Below are 18,519 nucleotides of genomic sequence, written 5' to 3'. Positions count from 1 at the left end.
CCGAGTCCCCGGCTGCCGAGACCGACGACGCGCCAGAGGCCGAAGCGGCCCCTGCGGCCGAGACGGTTGTCGAAGAAGAGGCCGAGCTGCCCGACCTGACCCCGATCCTGATGGGTGCGGTCGATCAGGCCCGCGCCGCGATCGTCGAGTTCAGTGGCGAGGGCGTCGTCGGCGACTACCTGGGCGCCAGCTTCGACGACCCGGCGTCGGTGACCCATCGATTCCTCGCTTCGATGTCCGGCTACCACGGCTGGCAGTGGGCAGTGGTCCTGGCGACCTACCCGGGCGCCGACCACACCACCGTCAGCGAAGTGGTCCTCGTGCCGGGACCGGATGCGCTGTTGGCCCCCCAGTGGGTGCCGTGGAACGAGCGCGTGCAGCCGGGCGATCTGAGTCCGGGCGATCTGCTGGCGCCGCCACCCAACGACCCCCGGCTGGTGCCGGGCTATCTGGCCTCCGGTGACCCCGAGTGGGACGAGGTGGCTGCCGAGGTCGGGTTCGGCCGCAAGCAGGTGCTCAGCGACTGGGGCCGGACGGATGCCGCGCAGCGCTGGCAGGACGGCGACTACGGGCCGAACGCCGCCATGGCTCGGGCCACCCGCCGGACCTGCCGTGGCTGCGGTTTCTACGTGCCGCTGTCCGGGTCGCTCGGCCTGGTGTTCGGCGTGTGTGCCAACGAGTTGTCCGCCGACGGCCGTGTGGTGTCGGCGGAGTACGGCTGTGGCGCCCACTCGGACACGCCGCCGCCGGAGCCCATCGGCTCACCGGCCTTCGAGCCCTTCGACGACGGCGTGCTCGACCTCGGCTAAGCGCCTTCGGCGGCGGCCTTGATGCGGCTGAGCGAGGTCTTCATGCCCTCGACCAGTTCCACTTCGAAGTTGGGCACGCCGCCCATGAAGCGGTCGACGAGCGCGCCCGAGATGGGTTTGACGCCGTTCTCCGCGTGCCGGCTCACCGTCAGCTTCGTGCCGGTGCCTGCAGGCTCGAGGTCATAGGTCCACTCGGTGTTGTTGGTGTTGACCCGGAACGACAGCTTCTTCTGCGCGTCGAGCGCGGTGATGGTCGAGGTCGTCGGCCAGAAGAGCACACCACGACGGTTGACGTTGACGGTCTTGGCGCCGACCTTGACGGCGCCGAGCGCCTTCATCACCCGACACTGCGGGCTCCACTTGGGCATGTTGCCGAGATCGGAGACCAGGGCCCAGACCTTGGCCACCGGCGCGTTGATGGTGACGTCTGCCTGCAGCAGAGGTGCTTCTCCAGCCATCGGGCTCTCCTTGTCGAGATGTGAATGGTCAGCGCAGGCCGCGTTGGGCGCCTCGTGCGCCGCGACGGGCCGCGCTGCGTTGCCACAGAAATATAGAGGTGCCCAGTACGCCGACGCCGAGGCCCGCGACGGTCACCGGCCGCCAGGTGTGCAGGGCCGCGACGGTGAAGGCCAGCGCCACCGCCACCAGCCAGCCGATGGCGATCACCACGATCACCGGAACCGGGTCGAGGAGTCGGTCGGGGAGGTCCGGCGGAACGGGTTCCGCCGGATGTTCGTGCGCGGGCGTGGCCATCTCCTCTAACGCTAGTCGATCCATCGGTACGCTATCTGCTCGTGACGGACGCCGATGACCGCTTGGCCAATGACCTGTCGCTGGCCGTCGTGCGGCTGGCGCGGCAGTTGCGATTCCGTCGTCCCGATTCCCCGGTGTCCCTGACGCAGCTGTCGGCCCTGGCCACGCTCGCGAAGGACGGCCCCATGACGCCCGGTGCGCTGGCCACCCGGGAGCGGGTGCGGCCCCCGTCGATGACGCGCGTCATCGCGTCCCTGGTCGAATTGGGGCTGGTGGAACGCAGCTCGCATCCGGACGACCGGCGCCAGGTGCTGGTCGCGGTGTCGCCCGCCGGCGAGGAGCTGTTCGAGGCCGAGCGCCGCGCCGGCATGGAATGGCTGCAGGGCCGGCTCGAGAAGCTGAAGCAGGAGGACCGCGCGACCTTGCTGGCCGCGGCGGACCTGATGTTCGCGATCATCGACGAAGCGCAGTGAGCGCCGCGACGGACCTCGACGATGTGCAGGACGATCTGATCGTCGTCGACGTCACCGACCCCGCCGATCCGCGGCTCGACGATTTTCGCGACCTCAACAGCGTGGACCGCCGGCCCGATCTGCCGTCGGGCAAGGGGCTGGTGATCGCCGAAGGCGTGTTGGTGGCGCAGCGCATGCTGGCTTCGCGGTTCAGCCCGCGCGCGTTCCTCGGCACCGATCGCCGGCTTCGCGAACTGTCCGACGACCTGGCCGGCTGCGGTGTGCCCTATTACCGCGCCAGTGCCGAGGTGATGGCCGAGGTCGTCGGCTTCCATCTCAACCGCGGCGTGCTGGCCGCGGCACCCCGGCCCGCCGAACTGTCGGTGCCCGACGTGCTGCACGGGGCGCGGACCGTCGCGGTGCTCGAGGGCGTCAACGACCACGAGAACCTCGGCTCGATCTTCCGCAACGCCGCCGGCCTGAACGTCGACGCGGTGGTGTTCGGCGCCGGCTGCGCCGACCCGCTGTACCGACGCGCGGTCCGGGTGTCGATGGGCCATGCCCTGCTGGTGCCGTATGCCCGCGCGGAGTCCTGGCCCGGCGACCTGAAGTTGATGCAGGACAACGGCTTTCACTTGATCGCCATGACGCCGGGGGAGGGCTCGGTGCCGCTGGCCGACGCCCTCGCGCCCCTGGCCGGGCAGAAGGTCGGGGTACTGGTCGGGGCGGAAGGCCCGGGGCTCACCGAACACACCATGCGGGCCTGCGAGGTGCGGGCGCGCATCCCGATGTCCCGGGGTACCGACTCGCTGAACGTCGCCACCGCCGCCGCGCTGGCGTTCTACGAACGCGCCCGATCGGCGGGCTAGATTGGCTCAGATGACGACACCGTCGCAGACGCCCTGGGGCACCGGACTGACGGTGTCCGGGTTCGTCGCCGCCGTGACGGCCGCCGCCATCATCGTCCTGTCCCTCGGGTTGCTGCGGGTGCATCCGCTGCTGGCGGTCGGGTTGAACGCGGTCGCGGTCGGCGGTCTGGCCCCGACGGTGTGGGCCTGGCGCGTGCGCCCGGTGTGGCGGTGGTTCGTCTGGGGCGCCGGTGTCGGCGTGGCGCTCGGCTGGATCGCGACGCTCGCGATTGCGCTTGGCCGGTAGACCCGACCGCCGTTGACCCTGCGGCTACCGCGCAGAAGTGCGAGTGGCCGAGGCCCTCAGGGCAGGGTCAACTCAAGAACCGTCGAGAACCGCAGGGTCAGCGCTGGCCGTTGGCCCGCACACCCAGCAGGACGTCTTCCCACGCCGGAATCTCGGCCTTCTTCTTCTTGCGCGGCCGCGCTGCGGGCCCAGCCGGCTCGGGGGTCTCGACGACAGCCGCAGGCTCCGGCGCCGGGATGGGCTCGGGTGCCGGCGGGGCAACAGGCGCCGCGGGCACAGGGGGAGCTGCCGGGGCCGGCGTCATGACGACGACCGGGGCGGGCGCAGGCTCCGGGGCGGGCTCGGGTGCCGGCTGGTGAGCGGGCATCGGGATCTCGGCGACCGATTCCTCGAAGTGCAGTTGCGCGAGCGGCGCCACCGACCGCAGCGCCGGACGGGTGTAGTTCGGGTCGATCAGTTCGGTCGCGGCGTCGTCGAATGCCGTGGTGGTGCCGCCGTGGGCGCCGGGGCTGAACCGGAAGTGCGCGACGTTGTCCGAACGTCCGGCCTTCCAGCCGAACTGCACGGTCCACCGGCTGTCCTCGTTGCGCCAGGCGTCCCACTTGGTGGCCTCGGGGTCGAGGCCACGGGAGATCAGGGCGCCGGTCACCGTCTCGAGCAGGGTCAGCACCGACGGGCCGTCGGGCAGGATGGGGTGCGACGCGCTGGCGAGCTCGGCGGCGCGGGACCGCTCCAGCAGCACCGGGTGGGCGAAGCGCATGATGCGCTCCGGGCTCACACCCGAGGCTGCGGCGAGCTGCTCGACGGAGGCGCCGGCCCGGATGCGGGACTGGATGTCACGGGGGCGCAAAGAGTTGGGCACCTCGACCTCGACTTCGATCTGCGTCTGGTTGCTGGCGGCCCGGTCGCCACGGACGGCGGCCTTCAGTCGATCATCGACGCGCAGGACAAACTTGTCTGCGGTGGTCGAACCGTTGGGGGCTTCGCAGATGATGCGCTTGCCGTCGGCGTCGAGTCCGACGACCTTGAGTTCCCTCATTGGTGACCTCCTAGGACGCGGCTTAACGGCTCACCCTAGCGCGTTATCGACTCGTAACCCTTCTGACACACCGAGGCGCACAGCCCTTCGTGAGCTGCGCGCCTCGGATTGCGTTCAGGTTGCCGGTCAGAGGCGTTCCACGACCCAGTCGACACACGCCGTCAACGCGCTGATGTCGTCGGGGTCGACGGCCGGGAACATGGCCACACGCAGCTGGTTGCGGCCCAGCTTGCGGTACGGCTCTGTGTCGACGATGCCGTTGGCGCGCAACACCTTTGCGACCGCGGCGGCATCCACGTCGTCGTTGAAGTCGATGGTGCCGACCACCTGGGACCGCAGTGCCGGATCGGCGACGAACGGCGTGGTGAACGGACGCGACTCGGCCCACGAGTACAGCCGCTGCGACGAGTCGGCGGTGCGCTTCACGGCCCAGTCCAGGCCGCCGTTGCCGTTGAGCCAGTCCAGCTGCTCCGCGAGCAGGATCAGGGTCGCGATCGCCGGCGTGTTGTAGGTCTGGTTCTTGAGGCTGTTCTCCACCGCGATGGGCAGCGACAGGAAGTCGGGCACCCAGCGGTCGGTGGCCGCGATCTGCTCGACGCGGGCCAGCGCGGCGGGGCTCATCACGGCGAGCCAGAGACCGCCGTCGGAGGCGAAGTTCTTCTGCGGTGCGAAGTAGTAGGCGTCGGTGTCGGCGATGTTGACGGGCAGACCGCCGGCGGCCGAGGTGGCGTCGATCGCGACCAGGGCATCACCGGCGGGACGCTGGATCGGCACCGCGACACCCGTCGAGGTCTCGTTGTGGGCCCAGGCCACGACGTCGACGTCGGGGTCCGACTGCACGGCAGGGGCACTGCCGGCGTCGGCCTTGATGATGATGGGGTCGCCGACGAACGGGTTCTTGGCGACGCACGACGCGAACTTGCTACTGAATTCGCCGTAGGTGAGGTGCAGCGAGCGCTTGTCGATCAGGCCGAACGCGGCGGCGTCCCAGAACGCGGTCGAGCCGCCGTTGCCGAGGATGACCTCGTAGCCGTCCGGAGTGGAGAACAGTTGCTTGACGCCGTCGCGCACGCGGCCGACCAGATTCTTGACCGGGGCCTGGCGATGCGAGGTGCCGAACAGGTCGCCGGCGGCGGCCAGCGCGGTCAGCTGCTCGGGGCGAACCTTGGACGGTCCGCAGCCGAAGCGTCCGTCGGCGGGCTTGATGTCGGCGGGGATGGTGAGCTCAGCCATGGGTGTCAGCGTAGTTGCAGGTCGACGGGCCGGTGTCGTGGGGATCCGGCTGCCCGCCCGATGATTCTGCACATAGGTGTGATCACCGTCACAATAGGTGTGTAGATGTGTGACGACGGGCACTAGTTTTTAGGTGGTACCTCCGGTACCGTTCGACACAAGACAGCCGAATGTAAAGCTGACAGAAAAGCCTTGGGAGGCTCGAAAATGGCTCGTACCCGGATGATCCGTCGTTGGCGCCGGAACATGGACGTGCTGGATGACACTGTCTACGTGGAGAAGCTTGCCACGCTGTCCGAGGGGTCGGTGCGGCGCAACTTCAACCCGTATCAGGACATCGCCTGGGATTCTCCCGAGTTCGCGGTCGTGCCCAACGACCCGCGCTGGATCCTCCCCGACACCGATCCTCTCGGTGGCCACCCGTGGTACCAGGCGCAGTCGGAGGAACGCAAGATCGAAATCGGCATGTGGCGTCAGGCCAACGTTGCCAAGGTCGGCCTGCACTTCGAGAACATCCTGATCCGCGGCCTGATGGAGTACGCGTTCTGGGTTCCGAACGGCTCGCCCGAGTTCCGCTACTGCACTCACGAGGCCATCGAAGAGGGCAACCACACCCTGATGTTCCAGGAGATGGTCAACCACATGGGGGTTGACGTCCCGGGCATGCCCAAGCTGCTGAAGTGGATTCAGCCGCTGATCCCGCTGGCCGCCGGCCCGGCGCCCATCCCGTTCTTCTTCGGCGTGCTCGCCGGTGAGGAGCCCATCGACCACACCCAGAAGAACATCCTGCGTGAGGGCTCGGAGCTGCACCCGATCATGGAGCGGGTCATGGCCATCCACGTGGCCGAGGAAGCCCGGCACATCTCGTTCGCGCACGAGTACCTGCACAAGCGCGTCCCCGAACTGAGCCGCTGGAAGAAGTTCTGGCTCTCGCTGTTCGTGCCGCTGACCATGCGCATCCTGTGCTCGGCGATCATCGTGCCGCCGCGTGTCTTCTGGAAGACCTTCGACATCCCGCGCTCGGTGCGCGACGAACTGTTCTTCGACGCTCCCGAGTCGCGCATGTTCCTGCGCAACATGTTCTCCGACGTCCGCATGCTGGCGTACGACACCGGTCTGATGAACCCGCTGGCCAAGCTCATGTGGAAGATCTGCAAGATCGACGGCCCGCCGAGCCGGTACCGCAGCGAGCCGCAGCGTCAGCACGTCGTGGTCGCCGCCTGAACATTTAGGTAACTCATGCCGCACGTCATCACCCAGTCGTGCTGTAGCGATGGTTCATGCGTTTTCGCATGCCCGGTGAACTGTATTCACCCGTCCCCGGACGAGCCGGGTTTCGCTACCGCCGAAATGCTGTTCATCGATCCCGCCGCCTGTGTGGACTGTGGTGCCTGCATCACGGCCTGCCCGGTCGGCGCGATCAAGCCCGACACCAAGCTGACCGAAGCGCAGCTGCCGTTCATCGAGCTCAACGCGTCCTTCTATCCGAAGTACGAGGGCAAGCTGCCGCCGACGTCCAAGCTGGCGCCGGTGCCCGATGCCCCGGCGGTCGACCAGCGGCCGCACGGCCCGCTGCGCGTCGCGATCGTCGGCTCCGGGCCTGCCGCGATGTATGCCGCTGACGAGTTGTTGACCCAGCGCGGGGTCCGGGTCAACATCTTCGAGAAGCTGCCGACGCCCTACGGCCTGGTGCGTGCCGGGGTTGCCCCCGACCACCAGAGCACCAAGGGTGTGACGCGGTTGTTCGACCAGATCACGAAGCGCCGCGGGCTCGACTTCTACCTCAATGTCGAGGTGGGTCGGGACGTCACGCACGCCGAGCTGCTGGAGCACCACCATGCCGTGCTGTACGCGGTCGGTGCGCCCAACGACAAGCGTCTCGACATCGAGGGCATGGAGCTGCCCGGAACCGGAACCGCCACCGAGGTGGTGGCCTGGTACAACGGGCACCCCGAGTTCTCGCACCTGCCGGTCGATCTGAGCCACGAGCGGGCGGTGATCATCGGTAATGGCAACGTCGCCTTCGACGTGGCCCGCATCCTGACCGCCGACCCGGATGTGTTGGCGCGCACCGACATTTCGGATCACGCGCTGACCGCATTGCGCGCCTCGAAGGTGCGCGAGGTGGTCGTCGTGGCCCGTCGTGGCCCGATTCACTCGGCGTTCACCCTGCCGGAGCTGATCGGCCTGACGTCGACGTGCGACGTGGTGCTCGACGTCGCCGACCACGAGCTGGTCCGCCGGGACCTCGAAGCAGAGGCGGACGCGCTGACGCGCCACAAGCTCGAGATCCTCGCCAAGCTGCCCGACAGTTCCGCACCGGCCACCCGGCCGCGGATCCGGCTGGCCTATGAGCTGACCCCTTCCCGGGTGCTCGGCTCGGACAAGGTCACCGGCATCGAGTTCACCGTGACCGGCACCGACGAGGTCCGTCAGCTCGACGCGGGCCTGGTGCTGACGTCAATCGGCTACCACGGCAAGGCAATTCGTGGTCTGCCGTTCGACGATGCGGCCGGCGTGGTCCCCAACGACGAGGGCCGCGTCATCGATCCGGCCACCGGCAACCCGGTCCGCGGCAGCTATGTCGCGGGCTGGATCAAGCGTGGGCCGACGGGCTTCATCGGCACCAACAAGTCGTGCGCCGCGCACACCGTCGACCGGCTGGTCGCGGACTACAACGCCAGCCGTCTGCGTGAGCCGACCGCGAAAGCCGGTGCGCTGCATCAGCTCATCCGCGACCGGCGACCCGACGTGGTCGACATGGCGGGGTGGCGGGCCATCGACGCGGCCGAGATCGCGCGGGGCGGCGCCGAGCGGCCGAGGGACAAGTTCATCGACGTGTCCGACATGCTGGCCGCGGCCGCCAACGCACCCAAGCCGACGCTCCGTCAGCGGCTCCTCAGCGCCTTCTCCTGACAGCGTTTTGTGCACGATTTTCCGCGCTCACCGCGGAAAATCGTGCACAAATCCCGGTCCGGTCAAGGGTTCTCCGAACGTCATCCGATGTGTGAGGAGCGCGTCGACGGTTCGGACTGCGATGTCGACCCGCGCATCGAGTGGGCCGGTGAGTAGCACCCAGGAGTGGCCGGCGGCCGTGAGCGCGTCCGCGAACCATCCGGTCATTTCCCCACGCACGGTCAGATCGCCCTCGCGCATGCCGTCGTCATGCCAGGGCACCCCGGCATGGTCGGTGAGAAGGTAGACGGCACGGGGCGGCACGCTGATCCAGGGCTGGGCAGTGCGAGCCGCATCGCCGAGATAGCGACGTTCCCAAATCGCAGTGGCGAACGCATCGGTGTCGCAGATCAGAACCGGCGACCCCGTTGCCGCCGCAGCCTCTTCCAGCCTGGTCTGCTCGGCCGCGACGGCATCGAAATCCTCGGCAGTCCAGGTCAATTCGTCGAGTGGTAGCTCGGGATGGCGCGCCCATTTCAGCGAGGTGTAATCGCGCCCGTATTCGGGCACGACCGCGGTTGCCGGCCAGCGCTGCGCATAGTGCTTCGCAAGCAGGGTGGAAACCGTTGTGGTGCCGGTTGATTCGGCACCCAGTACGACGACTCGAGTGGTCAGTCCAGCGCGGGTTGCGGGCGCGAGCCAGTCCCAGTGCGCCGCCAAGTCTTGTCGGATCGCAGTGGAGTTGAATCCGTCCCGTGCCGTCCGGACATGTTTCGCATCGAACCACCGGGCCAGTTCGGAGCCGTAGTCGTCGTTGGAGAACACCACGTCGACGCCGGATGGTGCGCCGGCAGCGCGAATGCCCGCACGCATCGCCGCGATCTGGGCGGCCCATACGTTGTGGTCGTTCAGGTCCATCGGTGCGTCGCAACGGATTCCGGTGACCAGGACGTTCTCGTCGGCCGCATGCTCCGCCTGCAGCCAGCCGACACGGTCGTCCAGTGACAGCGTCTCCACCGCGGCGGCCATCACCAGAACGGTGACTTGCTCGCACTGTGTGGCCGCGCTCCGGATGACCGCATGATGACCCCGGTGCGGTGGATAGAACTTGCCGATGAACAGTCCGTGCTTGTTCACACGGCCGCCAGTGCAGGCGTCTCGGGTGCGAGACTGCGCCGCCACGAACGCCAGCCGGCCACGCACAAGCCCAGGAACAAGACGTAGATGATGGCGGTGAGATTCAGTCCCTTGCTGATGTACATCGGTATGTAGATGCAGTCCGCCACGATCCAGAAGTACCAATTCTCAAGACGTTTGGCATTGAGCAGCCATTGCGCCGCGAGTGACAGACAGGTGGTGAGCGCATCCAGGAACGGTGCCGAGTCGTGCGTGACGCGCAGCAACGCGAACAGGGCTCCGGTACCGACGACCACGAACACCAGACAACCGGCGATCTCGCGGTGCCCAGCCCGCGTGACGGTCAGCGGAGTGCGCCCGGCATTCCCGTACAGCCACTGCCACCACCCGATGAAGCCCAGCGTGATGAACAGGACCTGCAGCCCGGCGTCCGCCCACAGCCGACTGGACACAAAGAGCACCAGGAAGAAGGCGGAATTCGCGATCCCGACGGGGAAGTTGGCCACGTGCCGGCGAACGGTGAGAAAGACGCACAGCCCGCCGGTGATGAACCCGAGCAGCTCGGCCCAGGTGACGGCGTCGTTGCCCAGCGTGAACAGCGGCGTCGTCAGCGATTGCAGCATGCGGTTCTCCCGGATCGTGTCGTCGACATTCTGGTCGATGACACCATCCGGGGCTCAGTAGACCGCTGAATCGTCAGCCCTGCTGCGCCGCCATCGCCTCGGCGATCTCCTCGGGGCTGACCACGCGCACGGTCTGCGCCAGCGACCAGTGGTGCCCGAACGGGTCTTCCACCTGGCTGTAGCGGTCACCCCAGAACATGCCCTGCGGGGCCATCAGTTCGCGCGCGCCGGCGTCGATGGCGCGCTGGTAGGCGGCATCGACGTCGGGTACCTGCAGGTGGATGGTCACCGGGGTGCCGCCGAAGGCCGTCGGGGTCTGCGACTTGCCGCCACACATCTCCGGGAAGTCGTCGTTGAGGTAGACGTTGGACCCGTTGATGGTCAGTGCGGCGTGCATGAGCTTGCCGTCGGGGCCGGGCACCCGGCCGAGCTCGGTGGCGCCAAAAGCCTTGACGTAGAAGTCGATTGCAGCGGCGCCGTCGCCGACGACGAGGTGCGGGGCGAGGAAGGTCTGGGACTCGGTCATCGTGTTCTCCTCAGAGCGGTACTGCGTGGATTGGGGTCATTCGTTATGACCATCTCCAACGCTACTTCTCATCGGTGACAAGAAATCGAGCCCGAAGTGTCAGCTGTGCGTGATGCTGTCCCAGCCGGCGACCGAGTCCGCGCTACGGGGCTGCGGGCCGACGTAGATGGCGGCCGGACGGACCAGCTTGCCGAGGCGCTTCTGCTCCAGGATGTGGGCGCACCAGCCCGCGGTGCGGCCGCAGGTGAACATCGCGGGCATCATCGCGCTGGGCACCTGGGCGAAGTCCAGGATCACCGCGGCCCAGAACTCGACGTTGGTCTCGATGGCCCGGTCGGGGCGGCGCTCGCGCAGCTCGGCGAGGGCGGCCTGCTCCAGCGCGGCGGCGGCCTCGAAGCGCGGGGCGGCGAGGCGCTTGGCGGTGGCGCGCAGCACGCGGGCGCGTGGGTCCTCGGCGCGGTACACGCGGTGTCCGAAGCCCATGAGCTTTTCCTTGCGGTCGAGGATGCCCTTGACGACGCCCCGGGCATCGCCGGTGCGCTCGGTCTCCTCGATCATCGGCAGCACGCGGGCCGGGGCCCCGCCGTGCAGCGGGCCGCTCATCGCGCCGATCGCGCCGGACAGCGACGCGGGCACGTCGGCCCCGGTGGACGCGATGACGCGCGCGGTGAAGGTGGACGCATTCATGCCGTGCTCGGCGGCGCTCACCCAGTAGGCGTCGATGGCCTCGATGTGCCGCGGGTCCGGCTCACCCTGCCAGCGGGTCATGAAACGTGCTGTCACAGTGGGGCATTCGTCGATGATGCGCTGCGGCACCGCGGGCTGGTAGATGCCGCGGGCCGACTGCGCGACGAACGACAGCGCCGTCACCGACGTCTGGGCCAGCTGGTCGCGGGCGGTGTCGTCGTCGATGTCGAGCAGCGGCTGGAAACCCCACATCGGGGCCAGCGTGGGCAGCGCGGCCTGGACGTCGACGCGGACGTCGCCCGAGTGCACGTGCAGCGGGAAGGGCTCGGCGGCCGGCAGGCCGCGGCCGAACTCGCCGTCCACCAACAGCGCCCAGACGTCACCGAACGTGACGCGGTGGCTCACCAGATCCTCGATGTCGACGCCGCGGTAGCGCAGGGCGCCGCCGTCCTTGTCCGGTTCGGCGATCTCGGTCGTGAAGGCCACGACGCCTTCGAGGCCTGCGACGAAGTTCTCGGGGACCTGTGGCGTCGACACTGACGTTGCCTCTGTCATGCCGAAATTGTTCCACTAGCCGATGGGCCGGGGCCTACCGGCCGGTAACAAGCGGTCAGACGACGGAGAAACCGGCAGGTAGACCACCGCGTCCAGTGAGCGCCGGCAGCACTTCTGCGGCCTGACCGGTCAGCGCCGCGATCTGCGCGGCCAGGACGGTGGCATCGCGTAGCGCTTCGTCAGGCAGGGCAACATCGGTTCCGGTGGCGCGCGCGATGTCGAGGCTGTGCACCGTCAGCTCGAACACCCGGGTCGGCAGGTAGTTGCTCAGCCGGATGCCCAGGCCGCCGATCACGGCGATCAGCGGGTCGCCCGCTCCGTCCAGGTCGGTCAGCACCTGGCGGAGGAGATCGGCGACCGTGGCAGCGGGGTCCGTCCCGAGATTGCGTCCGGCTTCCCGGCCGCGCTCGACGATATCGGGGCTGCCGGCCGCGTAGCCGCGCATCAGCGCGTAGTAGTGCGCCGGTCCGGTCACGTCCTCCCGGTCGGCGGGCGTGCGCAGGTAGCTGCTGACGGTGATCAGTGACCGCGAGGTGTGCCCGACCAGCGCCCGCAGGTCCCAGTCTCCCAGCCCGGGACCGTCCCATGCCGTGGCCGGGATCAGTGCCACCAGGTCCGCGAAAGCTGTTGCCGCCGAGACGAATACTGAATGGTCCCGCGGTGCGTCCGACGCCATGTCTGCATTGTGTCACCGTATGGGCGTACCGTCGCCGATCATGGTGTCCGACCACAGTGATCATCTCGCCCGGATGCGGGTCGAATACGGCTCGACGGAGAAGGACGGCAGTGTCGACCTCGACGTCGACTGGCTCAACCGGGGCTGGCTGGCGCTGTTCCGCGACTGGATGGCCGAGGCCGTGCAGGCCGGCGTCTCCGAACCCAACGCCATGGTGCTGGGCACCGTCGATGCGCAGGGCCATCCCGTCACGCGCTCGGTGCTGTGCAAATCGATCGAAGAGACGGGCGTCTCCTTCTACACCAACTACGACTCCGACAAGGGTGAGCAGCTGGCGGCGGTGCCCTACGCGTCGGCGACGTTCCCCTGGTACCTGCTGGGCCGTCAGATCCATATCCGCGGTGCGGTGACCAGGGTCGACGCCGAGCACACCGCCGAGTACTGGTCCAAACGGCCGCGGGGTTCGCAGCTGGGGGCATGGGCGTCGCACCAGTCAAAATCGATTGCCTCGCGGGCGGCGCTGCTGGAACAGTTGCGTGACGTGACCGAGCGATTCGCCGACGTGCCGGAGGTGCCGGTGCCGCCGAACTGGGGCGGCTACCTCATCGCCCCGGAAGTGATCGAGTTCTGGCAGGGCCGAGAGAACCGGGTGCACAACAGGATTCGCGTCACGGGCGACCGCATCGAACGGCTCCAGCCGTGAATTTCCCCGTCGCTTCGCTCGCCCGCCGATGAGAGGCCTGATCGCCGACACCACACCGCTGCGCAACCCCGACTACCGCCGCTTGTGGGGGTCCAGCGTCGTCACGGTGATCGGGGCCAACCTGACGATCTTCGCGGTGCCGGTGCAGCTGTACGCGCTGACGCAGAACTCGGCCTACGTCGGGTTGGCGGGTGTGTTCAGCGTGGTGCCGCTCATCGTGTTCGGCCTGTGGGGCGGCGCCTGGGCCGACGCGATGGACCGCCGGCGGCTGCTGATCATCGCCTCGTGCGGGCTGGCAGTCGCGTCGGTGCTGTTGTGGGTGCAGGCCGCGGCCGGGCTCAACAATGTCTGGCTGGTGCTGTGCCTGCTGTCGGTGCAGCAGGCGTTCTACGCGATCAACTCACCGACGCGCTCGGCTGCGATCCCGCGGATGCTGCCGGCCGAGCAACTGCCCGCCGCCAACTCGCTCAACATGACGGTGTTCCAGGCAGGCGCGATCATCGGCCCACTGCTCGCCGGTGTGCTGCTGCGGTGGGTCGACCTGTCGACGCTGTATTTCATCGACGCCCTCACCACGATCGCGCCGATCTGGGCCACGTTCCGGCTCACCCCGATGCCACCCGAGCACTCGCCCGACGACGACACCTCACGCTGGGGCTTCGCGGCCGTGCTGGACGGTTTTCGCTATCTGTCGGGCAACCGCGTCGTCCTGATGTCCTTTGTGGTCGACCTCATCGCGATGATCCTCGGCATGCCGCGCGCGCTGTTCCCGCAGATGGCCCACGAGAACTTCGGCGGACCGGTCGCGGGCGGGACGGCGATGGCGCTGCTGTCGGCGGCCATGGCGGTCGGCGCGGTGGCCGGCGGGGTGTTCTCGGGGTGGTTGCCCCGGGTCCGCAGGCAGGGGTTGGCGGTCGTGGTCTCGATCGTGGTGTGGGGTGCGGCCATGGCCGGTTTCGGGCTGGCGGTCGGCCACGCCACCGGCCGGCCCGACGGATTCCTCTGGATCGCCCTGGTGCTGCTGGCCGTCGGCGGCGCCGCGGACATGGTCTCGGCGGTGTTCCGGAGCACGATCCTGCAGGAAGCCGCGTCCGACGAGCTGCGTGGCCGTTTGCAGGGCGTGTTCACGGTGGTGGTCGCGGGCGGGCCGCGGATTGCTGACGCTGTGCACGGCGCGGCGGCCGCGGTCGTGGGGACGACGGTGGCCGCGGCCGGCGGCGGCGTCCTGGTGGTGGTCGGCGTCGTCGTCTCGGTTCTGGTGGTACCGGCGTTCGTGCGCTATCAGGTGGCTCGCAAATGATGCTTGGCAGCGGGGTTATGGCGACCCGAGCAAGCACATAGTTCTCTTAACGACTACCGTCTAGTCCCGGACGTTTCACCTGCCGACACTGCAAGTCGACACCGCAAAAGGGGTTCAAGTGGCCGACACCTCCAGCTCTGACGACGTAGCCAACCTCCGGTATCCCGGGGGCGAGGTCGATCTCAAGATCGTGCGCGCCACCGAGGGATCGGACGGCATCGAGCTCGGCTCGCTGCTGGCCAAGACCGGCTACACCACGTACGACGGTGGTTTCGTCAATACCTCGGCCACCAAGAGCGCCATCACCTACATCGACGGTGACGCGGGCATCCTGCGCTACCGCGGGTACCCGATCGAGCAGCTCGCCGAGAAGTCGAACTTCATCGAGGTCAGCTACCTGCTGATCTACGGTGAGCTGCCGACGGCCGCCGAACTCGAGGCGTTCACCACCAAGATTCAGCGGCACACCCTGCTGCACGAGGACCTGAAGCGGTTCTTCGACGGCTTCCCGCGCAACGCGCACCCGATGCCGGTGCTGTCGTCGGCGGCCAACGCGCTGAGCGCCTACTACCAGGACTCGCTCGACCCTAAGGATCCCGAGCAGGTCGAGCTGTCGACCATCCGCCTGCTGGCCAAGCTGCCGACCATCGCGGCCTACGCCTACAAGAAGTCGGTCGGGCAGCCGTTCCTGTACCCGGACAACTCGCTGAACCTGGTCGAGAACTTCCTGCGCATGACGTTCGGTCTGCCGGCCGAGCCGTACCAGGTGGACCCCGAGCTGGTCCGCGCCCTGGACATGCTGTTCATCCTGCACGCCGACCACGAGCAGAACTGCTCGACGTCGACGGTGCGCCTGGTCGGCTCGTCGCAGGCCAACCTGTTCACCTCGATCTCCGGCGGCATCAACGCGCTGTGGGGCCCGCTGCACGGCGGCGCCAACCAGGCCGTGCTGGAGATGCTGGAGAAGATCCGCACCGAGCACAGCGACGTCCGCGACTTCGTCAAGAAGGTCAAGAACCGCGAAGACGGCGTGAAGCTCATGGGCTTCGGCCACCGGGTCTACAAGAACTACGACCCGCGTGCGCGCATCGTCAAGGAGCAGGCCGACAAGATCCTCGGCAAGCTCGGCGGCGACGACGAGCTGCTGGACATCGCGAAGTCGCTGGAGGAGATCGCCCTCACCGACGACTTCTTCGTCGAGCGCAAGCTGTACCCGAACGTCGACTACTACACCGGCGTGATCTACCGGGCCATGGGCTTCCCGACCCGCATGTTCACGGTGCTGTTCGCGCTCGGCCGCCTGCCGGGCTGGATCGCGCACTGGCGCGAGATGAGCGCCGACCCGAGCACCAAGATCGGCCGCCCGCGCCAGATCTACACCGGCTACACCGAGCGGGACTACCCCAACCACTGAGTTTCACCGAGACGGCCCCTTGCGCACTGTGCGCGAGGGGCTTTCTCTTTTCCCGCGAGTGGCCGTGTCTGTACGGCAACACGCCGCTTTTCACGTGCACTTCGGGGCCGCTCGCGGGCGCCGAGCGCGCGCGTTCTGCTCATGTCGCCAATGTCACTCCGGTACGACGTTGCGTCAAAGACAGTTGTAGTTTCACAATGGTTGTGTGAATACAACTATCGACGCGCTCGACTCGCGGCGCAAGACGATCATCCTGATCTCCTGCTGCCTGAGTCTGCTGATCGTGTCGATGGACTCCACCATCGTCAACGTCGCCATCCCGTCGATCCGCCGCGACCTCGGCGCGAGCGCCACCCAGATGCAGTGGGTCGTCGACGTCTACACGCTGGTGCTGGCCTCGCTGCTGATGCTCTCCGGCGCCGCCGGTGACCGCTTCGGCCGCCGGCGGGTGTTCCAGATCGGGTTGACGATCTTCGCGTCCGGCTCGCTGCTCTGCAGCCTCGCGCCGACCGCCGATGCGTTGATCGGTGCGCGCCTGGTGCAGGGCATCGGCGGCTCCATGCTCAATCCTGTTGCGCTGTCGATCATTTCGCAGGTATTCACCGGAAGGGTGGAACGTGCGCGCGCGCTCGGTTTCTGGGGCGGCGTGGTCGGTATCTCGATGGCACTCGGACCGACGGTCGGTGGCCTGCTGATCCAGGCCGTCGGCTGGCGGTCGGTGTTTTGGATCAACCTGCCGATCTGCCTGGCCGCCATCGTGCTGACCGCGATCTTCGTCCCGGAGAGCAAGTCGGGCACCATGCGCGACGTCGACCCGATCGGTCAGGGCCTGGGAGTGCTGTTCCTGTTCAGCCTGGTCTTCACCCTCATCGAGGGGCCCGGTATGGGCTGGACCCATCCCCGCACACTGGCCATTGCGGCGCTGGCCGTGGTGGCCCTCGTGGCTTTCCTGCGCTACGAGCGCCGGCGCCACGACCCGTTCATCGATCTGCGCTTCTTCCGCAGCATCCCGTTCGCCGGCGCCACTGTCACCGCCGTGATGGCGCTGACAGGCTGGGGCGCCTTCCTGTTCATGATGTCGTTCTACCTGCAGAACGAGCGGCACTACTCGGCGATGCACACCGGCATCATCTATCTGCCCATTGCCATTGGTGCCCTTGTCTTTTCACCGTTGTCCGGACGAATCGTCGGGCGCTACGGCGCCCGGCCGTCACTGATGGCCGCCGGCGTTCTGATGGCCTCGGCGGCACTGATGCTGACGACGCTGACGGCGACGACGCCGATGTGGCGAGTAGTCGTCATATTCGCGGTGTACGGCATAGGGTTCGCGATGATGAATGCGCCAGTGACCAACGCCGCCGTGAGCGGCATGCCGGTGGACCGTGCCGGTGCCGCGGCGGCTGTGACCTCCACCAGCCGCCAGGTCGGCGTGAGTATCGGTGTGGCACTGTGCGGTTCGATCGCCGGCTCGGCACTGGCCGGCAGCGGCGTCGACTTCGCCACGCAGGCGCGGCCGCTGTGGTGGATGTGCGTCGGGATCGGCGTGGCGGTCGCCACGCTGGGCTTCGTCTCGACCTCGCCGCGGGCGCTGCGTTCCGCCGAACAGCTGGCTCCACTCATCGCGGGTTCCCGCAAGCCGGAGCCTGCCGGTGTCCTCTGATTCGCTGGCCGACGAGGTCTGGCAGACCATGGCCGCCGTCGTGGTCGAGAACCGTGACAGCTGGAAACGCGCGGTGGTCGAGCAGACGGGCTTGCCCTTCAGCCGTGCCCGGATTCTGCGCCGGCTCGATGCCAAGGCCATGACGGCCAAAGAGATCGCCGCCGCGACCGGCATGGACGCGCCGGCCACCACCGTCGCGATCAACGATCTGGAAGAGCGTGGATTGGTTGTGCGCCAACCAGATCCGGAGAACCGGCGCTGCAAACTGGTGTCCCTGACGGACGCCGGTGGCGCAGTGCTGCGCGGTATCGGCCAGCTCGACGACCCGGCCCCGCCCGTGTTTGCCACGCTGGACGCCGACGAGCTCGCCACGCTCCGTGACCTGCTGAGGCGGCTGCGCCGCCACTAGGGGTGCGGTTCCTGTCCACCCGCGTCGGGTGCCCGACTACGGTGGTCCCCGTGGCTAACACCAAACCTGAGATCGAATTTCCGGACGGCCCGGCACCTGACTCGCTGGTGATCGAGGACGTCATCGTCGGCGACGGTGCCGAGGCGGTGCCCGGCGGCAACGTCACGGTGCACTACGTCGGCGTCGAGTACGACACCGGTGAGGAGTTCGACAGCTCCTGGAACCGCGGCGAGACCATCGAATTCCCCCTGCGCGGCCTGATCCAGGGCTGGCAGGACGGCATCCCCGGGATGCGCGTGGGCGGCCGGCGCAAGCTGACCATTCCGCCCGCACAGGCCTACGGCCCCGCCGGTGGTGGGCATCGCCTGTCCGGCAAGACGCTGATCTTCGTCATCGACCTCGTCGGCGTGCGCTGACCCGGATCGACTTTTGTCGGGCTTAGGGCCCGGCGGTTGTGGCGTGTCATGGCGGCAACGTGCCGTCTCCACAGCCG

General features: G+C 68.0%; 21 protein-coding genes. 12 read left to right on the top strand and 9 right to left on the bottom strand.

Annotation, left to right across the window (positions count from 1 at the left end):
* The first annotated feature begins 110 nt into the window (after positions 1 to 110).
* A complete protein-coding gene (locus G6N46_RS14765; RefSeq protein WP_226522054.1) occupies positions 111 to 809 on the top strand; it encodes a DUF3027 domain-containing protein in 699 nt (232 codons plus the stop codon).
* On the opposite strand, the gene G6N46_RS14760 is transcribed toward G6N46_RS14765, so the two are convergent.
* Together G6N46_RS14760 and G6N46_RS14755 are read right to left on the bottom strand one after the other, a co-directional pair.
* The gene (locus G6N46_RS14760) at positions 806 to 1,267 is read right to left on the bottom strand and encodes an SRPBCC family protein (protein ID WP_138247919.1); all 462 of its coding nucleotides are present in this window, start codon (positions 1,265 to 1,267) and stop codon (positions 806 to 808) included. The genes G6N46_RS14765 and G6N46_RS14760 overlap by 4 nt on opposite strands.
* Positions 1,268 to 1,295: 28 nt before the next feature.
* Positions 1,296 to 1,562, bottom strand: coding sequence for a DUF2530 domain-containing protein (locus G6N46_RS14755; RefSeq protein ID WP_138247920.1), 267 nt, complete (start codon positions 1,560 to 1,562; stop codon positions 1,296 to 1,298).
* A gap of 41 nt (positions 1,563 to 1,603) precedes the next feature.
* On the opposite strand from G6N46_RS14755, the gene G6N46_RS14750 reads away from it, so the two are divergent.
* The 3 genes from G6N46_RS14750 to G6N46_RS14740 are packed head-to-tail and all read left to right on the top strand — an operon-like array spanning position 1,604 to position 3,169.
* Positions 1,604 to 2,035, top strand: a complete 432-nt coding sequence (locus G6N46_RS14750) for an Rv0880 family HTH-type transcriptional regulator (protein WP_138247921.1) — start codon at positions 1,604 to 1,606, stop codon at positions 2,033 to 2,035.
* A complete protein-coding gene (locus tag G6N46_RS14745) occupies positions 2,032 to 2,883 on the top strand; it encodes a TrmH family RNA methyltransferase (RefSeq protein ID WP_138247922.1) in 852 nt (283 codons plus the stop codon). Before G6N46_RS14750 ends, G6N46_RS14745 begins: the two co-directional genes overlap by 4 nt.
* A gap of 10 nt (positions 2,884 to 2,893) precedes the next feature.
* Positions 2,894 to 3,169, top strand: a complete 276-nt coding sequence (locus G6N46_RS14740) for a DUF2537 domain-containing protein (RefSeq protein ID WP_138247923.1) — start codon at positions 2,894 to 2,896, stop codon at positions 3,167 to 3,169.
* Between the two features lie 97 nt (positions 3,170 to 3,266).
* Here the strand turns inward: G6N46_RS14740 and sepH are convergent, their stop codons facing one another.
* Together sepH and serC are read right to left on the bottom strand one after the other, a co-directional pair.
* On the bottom strand, positions 3,267 to 4,208 hold the full coding sequence (sepH, locus tag G6N46_RS14735) for a septation protein SepH (protein WP_138247924.1): 942 nt from the start codon (positions 4,206 to 4,208) through the stop codon (positions 3,267 to 3,269).
* Positions 4,209 to 4,334: 126 nt separating this feature from the next.
* Positions 4,335 to 5,441 carry a phosphoserine transaminase gene (gene serC / locus G6N46_RS14730; protein ID WP_138247925.1) on the bottom strand — a complete coding sequence of 369 codons (1,107 nt, stop codon included), beginning with the start codon at positions 5,439 to 5,441 and terminating at the stop codon, positions 4,335 to 4,337.
* Between the two features lie 207 nt (positions 5,442 to 5,648).
* Between serC and G6N46_RS14725 the strand changes: the two genes are divergently transcribed.
* Both G6N46_RS14725 and G6N46_RS14720 read left to right on the top strand, forming a co-directional pair.
* Positions 5,649 to 6,665, top strand: a complete 1,017-nt coding sequence (locus G6N46_RS14725) for an AurF N-oxygenase family protein (protein WP_138247926.1) — start codon at positions 5,649 to 5,651, stop codon at positions 6,663 to 6,665.
* Positions 6,666 to 6,680: 15 nt separating this feature from the next.
* A complete protein-coding gene (locus G6N46_RS14720; RefSeq protein WP_138247927.1) occupies positions 6,681 to 8,357 on the top strand; it encodes an FAD-dependent oxidoreductase in 1,677 nt (558 codons plus the stop codon).
* Positions 8,358 to 8,384: 27 nt separating this feature from the next.
* On the opposite strand, the gene G6N46_RS14715 is transcribed toward G6N46_RS14720, so the two are convergent.
* From G6N46_RS14715 to G6N46_RS14695, 5 genes are all read right to left on the bottom strand, one after another.
* Positions 8,385 to 9,473, bottom strand: a complete 1,089-nt coding sequence (locus tag G6N46_RS14715; protein ID WP_138247928.1) for an AAA family ATPase — start codon at positions 9,471 to 9,473, stop codon at positions 8,385 to 8,387.
* Positions 9,470 to 10,096 carry a nicotinamide riboside transporter PnuC gene (pnuC, locus tag G6N46_RS14710; RefSeq protein WP_138247929.1) on the bottom strand — a complete coding sequence of 209 codons (627 nt, stop codon included), beginning with the start codon at positions 10,094 to 10,096 and terminating at the stop codon, positions 9,470 to 9,472. Before pnuC ends, G6N46_RS14715 begins: the two co-directional genes overlap by 4 nt.
* Positions 10,097 to 10,169: 73 nt before the next feature.
* Positions 10,170 to 10,622, bottom strand: a complete 453-nt coding sequence (locus tag G6N46_RS14705) for a VOC family protein (RefSeq protein WP_138247930.1) — start codon at positions 10,620 to 10,622, stop codon at positions 10,170 to 10,172.
* Positions 10,623 to 10,721: 99 nt separating this feature from the next.
* On the bottom strand, positions 10,722 to 11,864 hold the full coding sequence (locus G6N46_RS14700; RefSeq protein ID WP_138247931.1) for a citrate synthase 2: 1,143 nt from the start codon (positions 11,862 to 11,864) through the stop codon (positions 10,722 to 10,724).
* Between the two features lie 55 nt (positions 11,865 to 11,919).
* Positions 11,920 to 12,540: a maleylpyruvate isomerase N-terminal domain-containing protein gene (locus tag G6N46_RS14695; protein WP_138247932.1), complete on the bottom strand. Its 621-nt coding sequence runs from the start codon at positions 12,538 to 12,540 to the stop codon at positions 11,920 to 11,922.
* Between the two features lie 19 nt (positions 12,541 to 12,559).
* Here G6N46_RS14695 and pdxH point away from each other — a divergent pair, with 19 nt between their 5' ends.
* From pdxH to G6N46_RS14665, 6 genes are all read left to right on the top strand, one after another.
* On the top strand, positions 12,560 to 13,243 hold the full coding sequence (gene pdxH / locus G6N46_RS14690; protein ID WP_234880527.1) for a pyridoxamine 5'-phosphate oxidase: 684 nt from the start codon (positions 12,560 to 12,562) through the stop codon (positions 13,241 to 13,243).
* 28 nt (positions 13,244 to 13,271) lie between these two features.
* Positions 13,272 to 14,543 (top strand): MFS transporter, encoded by a 1,272-nt coding sequence (locus G6N46_RS14685; protein WP_133426548.1) that lies wholly within the window; start codon positions 13,272 to 13,274, stop codon positions 14,541 to 14,543.
* Positions 14,544 to 14,661: 118 nt separating this feature from the next.
* The gene (locus G6N46_RS14680) at positions 14,662 to 15,957 is read left to right on the top strand and encodes a citrate synthase (protein ID WP_020098907.1); all 1,296 of its coding nucleotides are present in this window, start codon (positions 14,662 to 14,664) and stop codon (positions 15,955 to 15,957) included.
* Positions 15,958 to 16,162: 205 nt separating this feature from the next.
* Positions 16,163 to 17,617 (top strand): MFS transporter, encoded by a 1,455-nt coding sequence (locus G6N46_RS14675; protein WP_138247933.1) that lies wholly within the window; start codon positions 16,163 to 16,165, stop codon positions 17,615 to 17,617.
* Positions 17,607 to 18,026, top strand: coding sequence for a MarR family winged helix-turn-helix transcriptional regulator (locus tag G6N46_RS14670; RefSeq protein ID WP_138247934.1), 420 nt, complete (start codon positions 17,607 to 17,609; stop codon positions 18,024 to 18,026). The genes G6N46_RS14675 and G6N46_RS14670 overlap by 11 nt, the downstream gene beginning before the upstream one ends.
* Before the next feature lie 50 nt (positions 18,027 to 18,076).
* Entirely contained in the window at positions 18,077 to 18,442 is a 366-nt protein-coding gene (locus G6N46_RS14665; protein ID WP_061005607.1) for an FKBP-type peptidyl-prolyl cis-trans isomerase, read from the top strand.
* The last annotated feature ends 77 nt before the right edge of the window (positions 18,443 to 18,519 follow it).

It is taken from the genome of Mycolicibacterium phocaicum, from assembly GCF_010731115.1.
Lineage (GTDB): Bacteria > Actinomycetota > Actinomycetes > Mycobacteriales > Mycobacteriaceae > Mycobacterium > Mycobacterium phocaicum.
Note: the sequence above shows the minus strand (reverse complement) of the source record. Positions and strands in the feature narration are given on the sequence as shown.

Bases quoted from the DNA above. Each gene is read 5' to 3' on its own strand.
- G6N46_RS14765 (WP_226522054.1), top strand. From the start codon at position 111: ATGGGTGCGGTCGATCAGGCCCGCGCCGCGATCGTCGAGTTCAGTGGC.
- G6N46_RS14760 (WP_138247919.1), bottom strand. From the start codon at position 1,267: ATGGCTGGAGAAGCACCTCTGCTGCAGGCAGACGTCACCATCAACGCG.
- G6N46_RS14755 (WP_138247920.1), bottom strand. From the start codon at position 1,562: ATGGCCACGCCCGCGCACGAACATCCGGCGGAACCCGTTCCGCCGGAC.
- G6N46_RS14740 (WP_138247923.1), top strand. From the start codon at position 2,894: ATGACGACACCGTCGCAGACGCCCTGGGGCACCGGACTGACGGTGTCC.
- sepH (WP_138247924.1), bottom strand. From the start codon at position 4,208: ATGAGGGAACTCAAGGTCGTCGGACTCGACGCCGACGGCAAGCGCATC.
- serC (WP_138247925.1), bottom strand. From the start codon at position 5,441: ATGGCTGAGCTCACCATCCCCGCCGACATCAAGCCCGCCGACGGACGC.
- G6N46_RS14725 (WP_138247926.1), top strand. From the start codon at position 5,649: ATGGCTCGTACCCGGATGATCCGTCGTTGGCGCCGGAACATGGACGTG.
- G6N46_RS14720 (WP_138247927.1), top strand. From the start codon at position 6,681: ATGCCGCACGTCATCACCCAGTCGTGCTGTAGCGATGGTTCATGCGTT.
- pnuC (WP_138247929.1), bottom strand. From the start codon at position 10,096: ATGCTGCAATCGCTGACGACGCCGCTGTTCACGCTGGGCAACGACGCC.
- G6N46_RS14705 (WP_138247930.1), bottom strand. From the start codon at position 10,622: ATGACCGAGTCCCAGACCTTCCTCGCCCCGCACCTCGTCGTCGGCGAC.
- G6N46_RS14700 (WP_138247931.1), bottom strand. From the start codon at position 11,864: ATGACAGAGGCAACGTCAGTGTCGACGCCACAGGTCCCCGAGAACTTC.
- G6N46_RS14695 (WP_138247932.1), bottom strand. From the start codon at position 12,540: ATGGCGTCGGACGCACCGCGGGACCATTCAGTATTCGTCTCGGCGGCA.
- pdxH (WP_234880527.1), top strand. From the start codon at position 12,560: ATGGGCGTACCGTCGCCGATCATGGTGTCCGACCACAGTGATCATCTC.
- G6N46_RS14685 (WP_133426548.1), top strand. From the start codon at position 13,272: ATGAGAGGCCTGATCGCCGACACCACACCGCTGCGCAACCCCGACTAC.